Origin of the sequence: Segetibacter aerophilus (genome assembly GCF_007991655.1) — a bacterium.
GTDB lineage: Bacteria > Bacteroidota > Bacteroidia > Chitinophagales > Chitinophagaceae > Segetibacter > Segetibacter aerophilus.
In genome coordinates this window covers 118,943-133,288 of the sequence record NZ_BJYT01000014.1, presented here as the reverse complement: position 1 = coordinate 133,288, position 14,346 = coordinate 118,943, and the positions used below count along the sequence as shown (strand labels likewise).

The 14,346-nt window shown below is 40.0% G+C and carries 13 protein-coding genes; 5 read left to right on the top strand and 8 right to left on the bottom strand.

What is annotated here, in order from left to right:
• Positions 1 to 185 precede the first annotated feature (185 nt).
• The 4 genes from SAE01_RS17535 to SAE01_RS17520 form a co-directional block, all read right to left on the bottom strand.
• A complete protein-coding gene (locus SAE01_RS17535) occupies positions 186 to 1,064 on the bottom strand; it encodes an aldo/keto reductase (protein WP_246113270.1) in 879 nt (292 codons plus the stop codon).
• A gap of 241 nt (positions 1,065 to 1,305) precedes the next feature.
• The gene (locus SAE01_RS17530; RefSeq protein WP_262713374.1) at positions 1,306 to 1,662 is read right to left on the bottom strand and encodes a YccF domain-containing protein; all 357 of its coding nucleotides are present in this window, start codon (positions 1,660 to 1,662) and stop codon (positions 1,306 to 1,308) included.
• 55 nt (positions 1,663 to 1,717) lie between these two features.
• A complete protein-coding gene (locus tag SAE01_RS17525; protein WP_147205092.1) occupies positions 1,718 to 4,036 on the bottom strand; it encodes a DUF2357 domain-containing protein in 2,319 nt (772 codons plus the stop codon).
• Complete coding sequence (locus tag SAE01_RS17520) at positions 4,036 to 6,075, bottom strand: MrcB family domain-containing protein (RefSeq protein WP_147205091.1); 2,040 nt, start codon at positions 6,073 to 6,075, stop codon at positions 4,036 to 4,038. Before SAE01_RS17520 ends, SAE01_RS17525 begins: the two co-directional genes overlap by 1 nt.
• 347 nt (positions 6,076 to 6,422) lie before the next feature.
• On the opposite strand from SAE01_RS17520, the gene SAE01_RS17515 reads away from it, so the two are divergent.
• Positions 6,423 to 7,271 (top strand): phospholipase D-like domain-containing protein, encoded by an 849-nt coding sequence (locus tag SAE01_RS17515; protein WP_147205090.1) that lies wholly within the window; start codon positions 6,423 to 6,425, stop codon positions 7,269 to 7,271.
• Between the two features lie 107 nt (positions 7,272 to 7,378).
• On the opposite strand, the gene mscL is transcribed toward SAE01_RS17515, so the two are convergent.
• Positions 7,379 to 7,771: a large conductance mechanosensitive channel protein MscL gene (gene mscL, locus SAE01_RS17510; protein WP_147205089.1), complete on the bottom strand. Its 393-nt coding sequence runs from the start codon at positions 7,769 to 7,771 to the stop codon at positions 7,379 to 7,381.
• Positions 7,772 to 7,990: 219 nt separating this feature from the next.
• A complete protein-coding gene (locus tag SAE01_RS17505; RefSeq protein WP_147205088.1) occupies positions 7,991 to 8,800 on the bottom strand; it encodes a formate/nitrite transporter family protein in 810 nt (269 codons plus the stop codon).
• A 148-nt stretch (positions 8,801 to 8,948) separates the two neighbouring features.
• Between SAE01_RS17505 and SAE01_RS17500 the strand changes: the two genes are divergently transcribed.
• A complete protein-coding gene (locus SAE01_RS17500) occupies positions 8,949 to 9,497 on the top strand; it encodes an RNA 2'-phosphotransferase (protein WP_174834621.1) in 549 nt (182 codons plus the stop codon).
• 90 nt (positions 9,498 to 9,587) lie between these two features.
• Here SAE01_RS17500 and SAE01_RS17495 read toward each other — a convergent pair whose 3' ends face one another.
• Entirely contained in the window at positions 9,588 to 9,962 is a 375-nt protein-coding gene (locus SAE01_RS17495; protein WP_147205087.1) for a hypothetical protein, read from the bottom strand.
• Positions 9,963 to 10,460: 498 nt separating this feature from the next.
• On the opposite strand from SAE01_RS17495, the gene SAE01_RS17490 reads away from it, so the two are divergent.
• The 3 genes from SAE01_RS17490 to SAE01_RS17480 all read left to right on the top strand — a co-directional run bounded on the left by SAE01_RS17490 (position 10,461) and on the right by SAE01_RS17480 (position 13,938).
• Positions 10,461 to 12,320 carry an alkaline phosphatase PhoX gene (locus SAE01_RS17490; RefSeq protein ID WP_170234194.1) on the top strand — a complete coding sequence of 620 codons (1,860 nt, stop codon included), beginning with the start codon at positions 10,461 to 10,463 and terminating at the stop codon, positions 12,318 to 12,320.
• A 95-nt stretch (positions 12,321 to 12,415) separates the two neighbouring features.
• Positions 12,416 to 12,844: a cupin domain-containing protein gene (locus SAE01_RS17485; RefSeq protein ID WP_147205085.1), complete on the top strand. Its 429-nt coding sequence runs from the start codon at positions 12,416 to 12,418 to the stop codon at positions 12,842 to 12,844.
• Positions 12,845 to 12,993: 149 nt separating this feature from the next.
• A complete protein-coding gene (locus tag SAE01_RS17480; protein WP_170234193.1) occupies positions 12,994 to 13,938 on the top strand; it encodes an energy transducer TonB in 945 nt (314 codons plus the stop codon).
• Positions 13,939 to 13,976: 38 nt separating this feature from the next.
• Here SAE01_RS17480 and SAE01_RS17475 read toward each other — a convergent pair whose 3' ends face one another.
• Positions 13,977 to 14,228 carry a hypothetical protein gene (locus tag SAE01_RS17475; protein ID WP_147205083.1) on the bottom strand — a complete coding sequence of 84 codons (252 nt, stop codon included), beginning with the start codon at positions 14,226 to 14,228 and terminating at the stop codon, positions 13,977 to 13,979.
• Between the last annotated feature and the right edge of the window lie 118 nt (positions 14,229 to 14,346).

Below are 14,346 nucleotides of genomic sequence, written 5' to 3'. Positions count from 1 at the left end.
TAAGACAAAGAAAGTGACAAGCTAGCCGATAAAAAGGTCTAAAAACCGGGTAGTGTCGTCAAACAATTCTTCTCTCAGAACATCAAAACTACAATCCTTAGAATCAAGGAGGTGAGTAAGTTGCAGACGTAACCAAACCAACAGTTCAAAGTTTTTACGAATCACGTTCAAAAAGGCAAAAAGCCTCACGCAAGAAAATCCATGTCTTCTTGCGAAAGCTCAATATCTGCAGCCCGCACATTTTCTTCAAAATGTTTTAGGGAAGAGGTGCCTGGTATCGGTAACATCCATGGCGAGCGATGGAGCAGCCAGGCTATGTTTATCTGTGCTTCGGACACTCCGTATTTCTGTGCAATGGTGGCAACACGTGTATCTTTCTTTTGATTGGCTGTCAACAGCGAAAAGAAAGGAATGAGCGGAATTTCATTTTCCTCGCAGATGTGCAGTATGTCTTCGGCACCACGGGTTACACCACCATGGCCAGTCATGGTATTGCGCTGCGCATGACCATACATATTTTCAACAGTTGCAATGGCACCCATACGCATAGCCGCCTGCAGTTCTTCAGCGTCTACATTGCTTACACCAACGTGCAGAATTTTCCCTTCCTGCTGCATTGTAAACATTGCCTCCATAGATGCTTCAAAGCCGCTGTCCCCATGCATTACCCTGAAGTGCACCAGCGTTATCTGGTCAAGCTTTAGCGTGCGCAAATTGTTTTCAATACTTGTGCGCAGGTTTTCAGGTTTATTAAAGGGTATCCAGCTTTTATCAGGCTTGCGGGCTCCGCCCACTTTGGTGCAAATCACCAGGTCGTGATTGTAAGGATAAAGAGCTTCTGCAATCAAGCGGTTGGTAACATCTTCCCCATAATAATCGGCTGTATCCAGGAAATTGATACCGTGCTTAGCTGTCTGCCTTAAAATTTCCAACGCCTCATCCCTTCGTGGTGGCTCACCATAAATTCCCGGGCCTGTAAGACGCATAGTGCCGTACCCGAGGCGGTTAACGGTTAAAGGATGACTGCTTTTACCTGCTATTGTAATTGTTTTTGCTATGCTCATAAGTGTATTGTACATTTTTGCCTTGCGGCTGTTACTGATGAAGTCACAACAAATTATGGGCAACTAAGTTTTCGGAAAATCGATTTTCATGCATGAATTCCTTGAAAGCTTGGTGTTTCTATTAAAAGAGACGGAAGATTTTTTGGTAGCCAGCGGAAGGAATTCTATTAAGTAATCGTTGCGTCGCACAGTTGTACGCTTAGTAAATTATTCAGCTCGTGATGCTCGTGGAATGTCGACACTATTTCTGTATGATTTGTTTGCCAGAAGGCACCAATGAAACTTCTATTAATTTAAAATGTTGTAGCCCGAAAGGGATGCCTATGATGGTTAGGCAAAGTATACAACCAAAAGTAAGGTGACTGATGGCAGCAGCAAGTCTACCGGTACAGATCCAAAGGATATTCAGCAACAACAACAGACAGCCCATACTTGTTCCCGTGCTCACAGCGTGCAAGCCGAAAGGCCTTAGCACAAATGCGCCGATCTTAAAACACTGAAAGCCGAAAGGAATACCAATAACCGTTACACAAAGTAGTAACCCGCCAATGAAATAGCCAAGGGCGGCAATGATGCCTCCAAACATTAGCCAGATGATATTTCCCAGAAGTTATCGAGACGCATAGAGTGAAAGGGTTGATGGGTTTAAGGTATCATTTGGTCTTTACTACAACATCCATTAACTCGGATAATGAACAAGCGAAGGGAAAGGATGACCTGCGAGAACTTTGATAACCCGGCAGCTTTCTTATATCCCAAGACAATTCACCAAACTCTTTTTCAATCCGGCCTACTAGTTCGTAAACTAAATAATAAGGTTGGCTAGGCGAAAGGGGATATCCTTTATTAAGTAAATCTTCCTTTGAGAAGATTATTGGCCCTTTAAATCCCAGTTTATACAGCTTCGAAGAAACTAATTCATTGGTCGAATGCAGTAATAAATATTTAGCACCGGCTTCTTTCACTCCTAAATGTAAGGCCTCTTTTCTATCACCTGTTCTAGCATTATATAATCCTTTGCTCTCAATCCAATTCAGGTGTTCATTATCTCTATAATATCCTACCACGACGAAAGTTTCAGCTGGTATAATTTTACTGCCAGCCAAATATTCAGGGATCGGTTCATGGAGTACGTTATCATCCGCTTTACTTTCTTTGTGAATTTCGTACACCTTGTTAGAAAGTCTTTCCCGTTGTGATGCTCTGTCCAACAAATGGGAAATGACTTTATCTACAAATTCTGAGAGGTGCTGTATCCCATTTGCTTCTTCAGAAGGGTTTATTGCGAAAGCACCAAGGCCGGGGATAATTTCATGAAAGCCTCTGAATTCGGTTTTTTCCGAGCCTGGATAAAGAATATATGCACCTCCGGTTCTTCTAATCGCATCTTTATAAGCATGCATTTTTAGTAAGTCGGCATTTTTATAAATACCCTGCCTTTCTTCTTGTTTTTCTTCATTTAAGTCATCTTCACTTTCTTCTTCTTTCACCTTAAACTCAGAGACCTTATACTTAGCGTCAAAATGTATATGGACAATTAATTCATCCGCCTCAGCTTCACTTTCAGATAAACCCCAAGGCCAGACTGTAAGCGTGTAATCTGGTCTTAGTGTACTTGTCCAACTGCCGCCTGCTTTACTATCATATTTTTTACCTCCCGTAAAAGATCTGTTGTACGAATATTTGACGTTCAGTTTTCTATTTTCAAAATTGCATATACCCGAGATAGCTGTATGCTTTCCGGCTTTAACCATTAAGTTGATACCGTCTTTGTCCATTTCTATCAATTGGCTATATGGCTTATCATCTACGGATACTACGGTTAGAGTAAATTTTTCAATGAATAAATCATACAGGGTAAAAAACAGCCAATATTCATATAAGGTCGCAATGTCTCTTTTTCCCGCTTTGTAAACATCGTCGCCACCTCTCCAAATTAATTTGGAAGCGAGGCTGTACTTTAACCAAGAGTTTAATATTTCTCTATAACCACCTTTGCGTTGCAGCACCGGGCTATTGAGCTTCAATGTAACAGGATTTGCTACTTCCCTGAAGAAGTTATGGCTGAGATAACTTTCAAGCACTTTAATGAGAACATCTGCTTCTTTCTTCTCCCGGGTTTTTGGATCAAATAGTGCGCTGCAATTTTCACAAAATGAAAGATACTCTTGCAGCGCATGTTTGATAAACCGGTTTTCTGCATTGTCCAAATTTTCAATCTTGGAGGAAGCAAGAATTTTGGAAGGAACTGAACTAATATTTCGACTTAGTAAATAGTGTCCTTCAGGTAGTGCAATTCTATTGTTGCCACTAAAGAGTTGTTTTATAATTGCTCTACTGAACCGGCGTACCCTTGTCACGTCTTTAACTTCTACATTTTCGGCCCATGACGTTTTTGGTTGAGAAATAATTTGACGAACTGCTTCATCAAATTCATTTGAGGATATTAATGCACTTACAAAGCAGAAACGTTGATAAATAATTTGATTATCTCGTTCGAAATCTGGTTCAAAATTCTGATGAACCGGAGAATTGATTTGCATTAAAAGTTCGGTGCATTTAGAGGTAATACTTTCTAACATGAACCGATAGTTGTCTCGGTAACTTTTATCTGGCTCTCTATTAAATTTGGTAGCCAAAACTTCAATCGTCAAGTTTCCTTTATAATCTGGAGTATCCTTATGGAAATATTGAAGGGTTAGGGTGCCGACATAAATGTTTGGAATTATTCTGCCGGCAGAAGCATCTCTTCGAAGTTGGGTGATTACTTTATTAATGGAAGTCGTAAGCCGGAATGAATGATCTGAAAAAGCATACTCATAGCTTCTCCCCTCCAAAATCTGATAACGTGATTCACTGAATTCTTCGGCGTCTTCTTCTGTTATTTCGAAGAGGGAATTTTCTTGCTCAGGATAGACATCCAGAAACAAATCGCCGGCAAGTGGAATTCTTATTTTTTGCTGACTAACCATTAAGCTTCCGCATAACTGGTGAAACCGTGTTCAACAACATTTTTGTGCATCCGGCTTATTTTTTCCAGCGAGATAGGATAATGAACATTGTCATTTTCTTCGAATTTGAATTCATGGTGTTTGTCAAACACTTCCTTTTTTACATCCTTATCGTTCTTTAAACACAACTGGCCTAATGTAATTAAGACCTTAACCAGTTTGCTCCTTGAGCCATGCAATTTTGGTAATAGCTTCTGCATTATTGCAGCATCAATCATTTGGTCTGGTTTCCATCCTGTTTGCAACGTTTCGACTACAGCAACGAAGCGAAAAATTTCAGACGCGCTTCTATAGCCAAATTCAGCACCTATTTTTTTCAATTCATCAAAGAATTTCAATAATGGTTTGGTTAGTTCTTCTTTGGTGGTTAGGGCCACTTTTAAATCGTCGTTGGTGGCTAAAGAAATGAAGCTGCTAGCCATTGTAGCGCCCCTTGCCTCTAGACTGTCTAAACTAATCTTCCTAGTAGCTTCTAAAAAGGTTTCCATTTCCCTATTGGTAACACGAAATTCAATCACATTAGCTCTGTCTAAAACTTTTGGGCTAAACATATATGTTGTCTCGTCAATATTGACAGTTCCAATTATAAAAAGATTAGCTGGGAGTTTTATACTATTCGGAATGGCTGTGTCACTAGTATCGGTTCTGTTCTTATCTGAATGCAACAAAATCCCCTTCCTATCCTGTGACTCCATAACGCTTAGAAAGTCTGCAAAATACCTTTCAACATGACTGAGGTTCATTTCATCGAGTATTAAAAAATAGGGCTTCTGCTGGTTACTTTCAATAGAAGCGTCCATAATTAAATCCAAAATGCCATTATCCGGCTTTACATATTTTTCAAATTCTAGTGAGTTTGGATATCCTAATAACGGTTCTCTATTTATCCAGTCTGCACCAACGGGAACAATGCAATATTGATTTTCGTTTTGACAGATCCACCTTGCAAATGCTTGAGCAAGCTTTGTTTTTCCAGACCCGGAAAGGCCGGTAAGTATTACAAAGGGTTTGGTTAAAAGGGATGAAACGAATCGGATAACCATGCTTTTGTTGAATCGTAACCCCGAACTACTAATATCGGCATGAAACTTTTGACAGTCGAAAACTAATTCTTGACTTGTTGATGGCATTACACGCGATGTAGTCTTTGTGGTTTTTGAATACTTATCGGCACAGTCAATATAAATGTCAACAAGCCTTTCCAAATTTTTAAGGAGATCTTCATCCAATAATGAACTCACTTTATATTTCCGGTAAAAAATATTTTTCTCTTCATACTTTTTACCATTCGCAGAAGCCTTACCCGTTTGGGTCCTTACGAGTCCTCCTTCCGGTATTCTTCCCTTGACAAAACCTTCTATGTTTTCGTAGACACTATAAATAAAATCTCTGTAAGCCTCCGTTTGCTCCTCAGTTTGCAATGTAGCACCTTGATTAAGGGTTAAATAACAGTCTTCGAAGTCATCAGAAAATAAAATAACAACATAAAATCCGTTTGTTGCTCCAGTTGATACCCTAGGGTCAAATATTCCTATCCATGGATAATAGGTGTTGACTCCTGACCCAATAGAACCCTTTATTGTTAGTTTATCATCGAATGTTTCCACATGTTTCCGTAACTCCTCTGGAATCTCCTTAACTAATAATTGAAAACTCACTAAATTACTGCTGTGCTTAAGTTGTACCTCTTGTTTATAGTTTTCGGAAAATGCTTTAATTTTTTCGATTATACTACCTGCTTTATTTACAATTTCAAATCCGTTTTCTTGTAGAAGATTAAAACAATCTGTATCCTTACCACCTTCAAAAGAATTTCTATCAAGTATCTCTTCGTTGGCAAATAAGTTTGCAAATGACACAATTACTTTAGGTGGATATCTTTTTTTGTTATAAACAACATCGTAATAGCGAGACTCTCCACCAGGAGGGGTGCCCTCCTTATCTATCTTGTCGATAGCTGCTAATAAATGTTCTCTGGTAATGTTTTTAGGAATAGGCATCAATTGAAACTTTGAATCTTGAAAATAAGAACAAATATGGAAGCGGCGGCAGTTTAGCAAACAGATGAACAAGCATTTCTGAGGAATGTTGTAGCAACAGAGTGCCGCGGGAATCTTGACGCATTGTAGCAACTCGAAAGTAACATTTTCACCTTGGTGTCTTTGCCTTTTATATGGCTCATGTTGTAGCTTCTGGGTCCTTATCAGGCACATCAGCCATAGGTGTAATAATAATTGCTTGCGAGGTTCCTTATATTTCTAACATTAAATAATTTAAATAATTGTTGAACGTTAGAGGGGATAAGAAAAAATAATAAACAAACAACACTATTAATTTAAAGATTAAAATGGCGAAGTTTTTAACGACAAGAGGAATTGCATTGGGTATAGAAGAGTTAATTGAAAATGCAGATCACCACATTTCCCTGATCACCCCTTTCGTTCAACTTTCAACTACCTATTATGACAGGCTAAAGGATGCAATAAAGCGAGGAGTAATTGTAACTTTTGTTCATGGCAAATGTGAATTAAACAATACAGAAAACGAGCTACTTAAGAATTTAGACTGCAATTTATCTTTTAAGAGCAATCTTCATGGTAAGTGTTATGCAAATGAAAAAGTAGCTATTGTAACTTCTTTCAATCTTTACTCTTACTCAGAGGCACATAATGAAGAAATGGGAGTAGGTCTTGATTGTGTCGAGGATGAGGAAGCTTACAAAGAGTGTGTAAAAAATATCAATTTTCTGTACAAGAATTCAACGGTAAAACAAGTTGCGAGTCTTATCAAAGATACAGGTGAACAAATAAGGAAATCAGCATTGACCACGTTTGAGACAGAATGGTTAAGATGTCTAAAAACGTCTTTTACAAATTATGAGTTCACTCAAGGAGAAAAGTTTTGGTATGGAAAAGATTTTATTAAGAAAGGTGTGGAGTTTACAACAGAAAACGGTTTTGCTACGATTAGGCTTAATATTCCATGGGAAGTGGGCGAGAAGTTAAGTAAAGAGCATTACTCCACATTCTTATCAGTTTTGTCATCTTATCGATTTTATTGGAGTTCCCCTTATACAAAAGTCTCTTTGTATCATTCTAAGCATTTCAAATTCAACAACACGATGGAAGAAATAAAGTACTGTGCAACGGGAGTAACTAAGTTGCTCTCTTGCTTAAAGTCAATAAATGCTATCTAGTAAAAGTAATGTGTCGATAAAACAAAATTAGATCCAACGAAATAGAATCAACAACCGCGCGAGATCGTCCAGCACTAGTATCTGCCCATAGAATTTTGTCCACACTCTTAATTTCTATTACGTAGCTCTTTGCGTATTTCAATCAGTTCCTGGTTTATTTGAGTTAGCAAAATTTCTGTAGTGGTTGCTTTAGGTACAATAGGAGTCTTCAGTTTTGCCCGGTTGGCAGACTTAACTACTAAGAACAAAAAAGCGGCAATTATTAAAAAAGTCACAGAGGCCTGCAGAAACATTCCGTACTTTAATTCTGCAGATCCTACTTTAATGGACAAGGCTTTAAGATCGATGCCGCCCGTTAGAATTCCTACGATTGGCATTAATAAATTATCTACTACAGAAGTTACAATAGACGCAAAAGCAGCACCTATCACTATACCTATTGCAAGCTCTAATACATTTCCCTTAAGAGCGAAATCTTTAAAATCTTTAATGACTGGCATACCGGCTTTTTTAGCAGGAGGAAAAATATTATACCAGCGATATAGAGAGAAAAAACAACAGTTATTTTTTACGTACCCCAGGTTTGCGAAACGGTTAGGAAGGCTTGAGGACAATCAATCAGTTCTTCGTTTGCTGAATAGAATCAACACCAGTACAAGCGAGCGTGGCAAGTAAAGTTTAATAGTAACCCCAATTGCTTAGTACAAAAACTTCTCACACTACTGTACATCAAAGTCCTCTTCTTTGGTATGGCTCTTTTTAAGAACGGCTACGAAAATGGAACCGCCAATGATGTTTCCGGGAACAGCTAAAGCCATGAAGCGTAAAAAATCGGTAAAGTGAATATGGGGGCTGGTGAGGGTGCCTGCAAGCATTTCTACCGCACCTACCACACTGTGGTGCAAGCCCGCTACACCAATAACAAAAGTTACGAGTATAATAATAAAAATGCGGCTGATGGTATCGGTTGCAGAAGTTTTTAGCCAGCCGAGAAGGCCCATGAGCCAGCCTGCAAGCACTGCACTTCCGGCTATGTTATACCACTTATGGCTTATAAGTTTAGACGCGAGATGATCGTAGGCCTCCGGTTTAATTATTTCCATATCGACAGCAAGCGTGGCGAGGATGCAACAAAAAATAAAGAGACCTACCAGGTTGGCCAGTAACACAATGCCCCAAATCCGGAACAGGCTTGTATAGCTTGCGGATTTAGCAAGTATAGGGAGGACTGCCACGGTAGTATGCTCGGTAAATAATTCACTCTTGCCAATGATTACAAACAGGAAGCCTAATGGATAACAGATGGAGATCGCGAGGTGCATGCCTGACTCGCTTAGCTGCTGGTTGAACATGGTGTACATGGCGCCCATGAGCAATACACTGAAACTAATTTCGAGACCGGCACCAAAAGCTGAAAGGGACAAGGAGGCATTGCTTCGCTTATGTTGTTTTTCGCCCTCTTCGGTCAATTGCTGCAATATTTCATGTACTTCCTTTGGCTTGGTTAGTGTTTCTTCTAATGGTTTCATGGTTTGCTGAACTGTCTTTATTAACTGTGGTATTGTTATGGCACAAGTAAAACCGGGCCACTTGCTTGCTACAAATAGGAACCGATGAACGGATACTTATAATAATTTATCCAGTGAATTAAGGTGCGGCATTAAAACAGTTATTCAAATGGTGAGTGAAAAGGAAGTTACCTCTCTAAGTAAATTTATCAGTCTCGTTTTGCGTCATAACCCAGGTGCCATCGGTTTGGTTTTGGATGAAAACGGGTGGGCAGACACGTCGGCTTTAATAGATAAAATGAACAAGGCAGGAAAGCACATAACTCCTGCTTTGCTAGAGCATATAGTTGCCACAAATGCTAAGAAACGATTTGCATTTAATGAAGACAAAACGAAGATCAGGGCAAGCCAGGGACACTCGATAAATATAGATCTTCAGCTTACGCCCGTTGAACCGCCTGCCATTTTATACCATGGTACCGGCGAGCGATCTGTAACCTGTATTTTACAATCAGGGCTGGAGAAAAGAAACCGGCAATGGGTACACTTAAGCGCTGATGTAGCGACGGCTGTAGCGGTGGGTAGGCGACATGGCAAACCTGTGGTGTTAACAGTAGACGCCGCAACAATGCATAAAGAGGGACGTACATTTTATCTTTCAGCTAATGGTGTTTGGCTAACAGAAAGCGTTCCCGCCAAATACATTAGGACTGTGTAGAGTAGTGTCGAAAGCAAAAACTTCATGCGAAGCAGTTGAGGTTAGATTATGTAGATCAATTATACGAGCGCCAAAACTTTTTCAATATCCTTATTTCCTCGTAAGAATCGGTTTTATTCCCTCGCACATAGACTTCACCATTCGATATGCTTCTGCTGAGTTTTCGGCTTTGTCCAGTTGTATTTCAAGTACCCCCGGCGATTTTTGTATGTGGAATTTGCTCCGATCATTAAGAGCCACCGTACCGTCTATATCGTGATCGACAAAAGACATTTTGCTGCTGGCGCCTATTTTCCTGTCCATATATTCTTCTACATCTCTCGTCTTGTTTCTATCGAAACTGGCCTTCATTGTATAAAACTGTTCGGAGTTGCTATAGGTAATACTTAAATTATCACTATTGTAATTACAGGAGACAGCTATAAAGCATGCTAGGATGGAAAGGATAGTTTGCAACTTTTTCATTGTAATTTTTTTTCCTGGTTAAATGATTTGTTTAAACCGACACCGGCCGGTTCAATTACTTTTTGTGGTTGAAGTAGGAAAAAGTTGAAGCAGGAAATGAAAGTAGTAAATTAAAGCAAAACTTTTAGGGCTTGGTATAAGCGGTGTTTTAACTGTACAAGTGGAAGCAGTAAGCAGTAGCAACAACGGAGTGAACATGAGCTGAGGTGAAGTATCAAATGCGGGAGATGTTACGATTAGCTCTTGAAATAAGTTTAAAGAAATTAATTGTCCCGGCGGTTGTAATACTATTTTACTTCTCTTGCGTCGCACTCTTATACAGTTAATAATTCTATTCAGCAGGGGTCCCGCTACTGCACAAGTGCTAATTGTATGACTGCCAAAGTTAGGAATGTTGATTACTTAAAGCATTGCAAATAGTTATTAAGCATTTGGAAGTAATGTGGATAAATGCTCTATTTTAGTCGACTCGGAATTAATCAGACTAAAACCTGCACCATGAAAAGAATTCTTATCGGGTCTGCTGTAGTTACTTTTTCTACCTGTATAAATATGCCGGTTGGCTTAAGTCAGTCTATTGCAACTTTTAATTCGGTCGCACCTACGGCGCAGACACAGAACCTGGTTCTTCCCGGTACGCATACTTTTCAAAGAATAATTCGATCAGGCACCCCACTTACAAGTGGCGGCAACTTTGGTGGTAACCCCGATTTTACAGGTTATGTGCCTATTGCAGGTAGTAGTACAAATGGCTATTTGTCTGTTAGTCATGAAACAGCGCCTGCTGAGGTAAATATTCTTACGATGACTTTCAACGCTAATAAACTTTGGAGCATCACCAATAGCGGGAAGGTAAGTTTGCCTACCGCAGATATCGGCTTAACTGCAGCTTTTTGCTCCGGTACAGTAACCCCTCGCAATACAATTATGGTCTGCGAAGAGGTAAACCCAAACGGTGATTCAAATGGAGACGGCTACGATGATCTTGGATGGATTATAGAAATTGATCTGGTTACAAAGACTGTCATCAACCAGGATGGTACAGGAGGTGTTGATAAACTTTGGGCGATGGGCAGGCAAACCCATGAAAACGTAACCATTAAGAGCGATCAGTCTGTTGCTTACTGGGGCGCAGATAATATTAGTAATGGGTTTCTCTACAAGTTTGTTCCTACCGTTCCGGGAAATTTTAGTGCTGGTGCCTTGTATGTTTTAAAAACGACTGCCGCACTTGCAACCGGCACATGGAAACAAATTGCTAACACTACAAAACCAGAAAGAAATGGCGTGGTGGCTGCAAGTGTAGCAGCGAATGCTTACAATTTTCAAAGAATAGAAGACGTTGAAATTGGACCCGACGGTAGAATTTACTTTGCTTCGACCACAACTGGTCGCGTATATAGGTTGAACGATGGCGGGGCGACAGTAAATAACCTTGAAGTGTTTGTTGAAAGCATTAACTATGATGTCGATGGCTCCGGACCTTTTTTGCCCGCAAAATTTGAATCGCCTGATAACCTTGCTTTCGACGGCGAAGGAAACCTGTGGGTACTGCAGGACGGAGGCGACAATCACATTTGGGTAGTAGCACCTACACACACCACCGCTTCACCAGCGATAAAAGTATTTGCGAATACCCCTGGCGGTTCTGAACCTACAGGCATCACTTTTAGTCCTGATTATAAGTATATCTTTCTTTCGTTTCAGCATCCAAGTGGAAATACTGTGGGCCAGACCGATGCAGCCGGCGACAACGTTATTTTTGATGCCGGTACTACCATTGTTATTGCAAGGAAAGAAAACCTTGGAGCTTTTGTGCTGGCTGACCGCCTCATTAAAATGAACGCCGAAGAAAAGAATAGCGGTATAGATTTAAACTGGAGCACTACGGGCATGAACGATCGTACCTCTTATGAGATAGAACGATCAACCGATGGAGTGAACTTTACCCGCATTGCAAGCATACCTTCTTCTTTCAACAATAATGCGTCTTATTCTTATTTTGACAATAACCTTCCCCTGTCTAATACCTTGTACTACCGCGTAAAGCAATGCAAAGTCGGCAACCAATGTGTGTACTCTGAAACAAAACTGATTAAGATTTCAAGTCAGAAGTTTTTAAAGGCATATGCGCTTTCAGCCGGCAATCTTATCCGCGTGATGTACACTGCAAACGACGCTGCCGATGTATTGATGCAATTGTATACTAACACAGGTCGCGAACTCTATAGGGAGAAAAGAAAAGTCTCTCAAGGCTTAAACGAATTCAATCTCACCATAGAAAACTTGCCACCCGGCTTCTATGTTCTTAAGGTAATGGAGGGAGACAAAGTACAATCGCGTTCATTTGTAAAATAGAAACAAGGTTGGTTATTTTGTCTCAAACTTCTTCTAATTCTGCGTAGTAACCTGCAGGAGGTTTGATTAATTTTTCTTTCTTAAATGCTTGTGTTATGAAAAAGCGTTTCGTTGCTGTTGCACTGGTGACTGTTATTTCAATTTCCGTTATTTCATTCGTTTTTGGTCGAAAGTACCAGCAAGGTTATATACTTGAACATGCAAAAGATCTTGCTAAAGATCAACCTCCTCCTCATGATGGTGTCGGCATGTCAACTGCTTATTCATACTTTGCTTCTGCCCCCGGCCTCAAGCTTACTTTTCGCAGACGGGTTTTGAAAAAGGGAGCTGCCATTGGCTTCCATCTTCAAAAAGAGGATGAAATCTACTACATAGAAAGCGGTACTGGTGTAATGAGAATGAACAACGATAGCTTTGCTGTAAAGGCCGGTGATGGTATTCTTACACGTCCCGGAAACTCTCACGATATAAGGCAAACGGGAAGTGATGAATTGGTTGTGATCATTAACTACATGGCAAAGTAAGATGTAGTTCCTTCCATCCATGAACAATCTCTGCACTACGTTTTTCTTAAGAAGTAGGCTGTTGTTTGGCTAAACCTCACCTTGGTATTACCACAAAAAATTTTTTTAAATCACTTGCGGTTATTTCTGATATGAGCTATTTTAATCGGATGAAAACACTGCAAGCTTTGGTCTTTTTGCTAGGTAGCCTGACTACTTATGCACAACATATCGAGCACTATTATGACTGGCAATGGAAGCCTTCCACTATATCCCAGGCCCGTTTTCTAACAACCATTGATTACAAAGACTCTGTCTGGTACAGAAGGGATTTTTATGTACGTGAAAGGTCATTGCGTATGAGTGGTTCCTTCCTTGACAGTTCATGCAAAATCGGTCATGGTAAGTTCCAATACTTCCATCCCAACAAAAGCCTTGAAAGCCTGGGCGATTTTGTGAATGGAAAAAAAGAAGGCATCTGGGTCAGCTTTTATCCTAACAAAATTATTAGGGACTCAAGTCTATTTAAAGATGGAAAGCCCATAGGCACTTCTTTCAGATGGCACTCCAATGGCTATATATCTGACTCATCTATCTATAACGAGGATGGAAGTGGCGTATCTGTTGGTTGGTTTGATAACGGTGCTCCTTCAAGGGCAGGAAGATATGCACCCGGACGGGCTATGAATGGTAAGTGGCAATTTTTTCATAAAAACGGAAAGCTGAGTTCAACCGAAATTTATACTGATGGTCGCTTGGTTAACAAAACTTATTTTGATGAGGATGGTAATACAATTGCCGATACTACCAACAGGGATCACGAAGCGACTTTTAAAGGAGGTAGTAAAGGTTGGGTCCAGTTTCTACAGAGCCAGGTTTATTTTCCATCCCAATATAAAATTGTAAATGGGGATGCTGCAGTGGTGGTGGTTACCGGCGTAGTAGATGAAGAAGGAAATATGACAGACGTAGAAGTAAATACTCCTTTCTATCCCGATTTTGACAGGATAGCTGTAAATGCAGTACGCAAGTCTCCAAAGTGGACTCCAGCAGTAGACCACAATCGGAGAGTTAAATACCTAATAAGGCAAGCTGTAACGTTTGCGCAGGAATAATTTAAAGCATTGGAAAATTTGCCTTAAAAAGGTTGAAACTATTCAACCTCAAATTTGTCACTCAATCTTGAACCTTCTGTAATGCCATCGTCAGTGATCGTATAAGTAACGGGTGATACGTCGTTTAGTACATCTACAAAGCCGTTGCTGTTTAATTCATCCAAAACAGATTGAAGGTCATTGGGACGTAAAGTCATTCCAATGTTTTCTTCTTTAGCAAGATCGTTGAGAGTAAGCGTTTCGTGTTTAATAAGGGTATTCAGGACTATGAGCGGGGTAATCTGAGGCATATATGTGGATTAAAAAGGTAAACGATATTTAAATATAGCTTTATTGCCGATGGAAAAAGGTTAAATAAAATCTTCACTGGTCTAAGACTGTTTAGAGAGCAAAAAAAAGCGGCTCGTA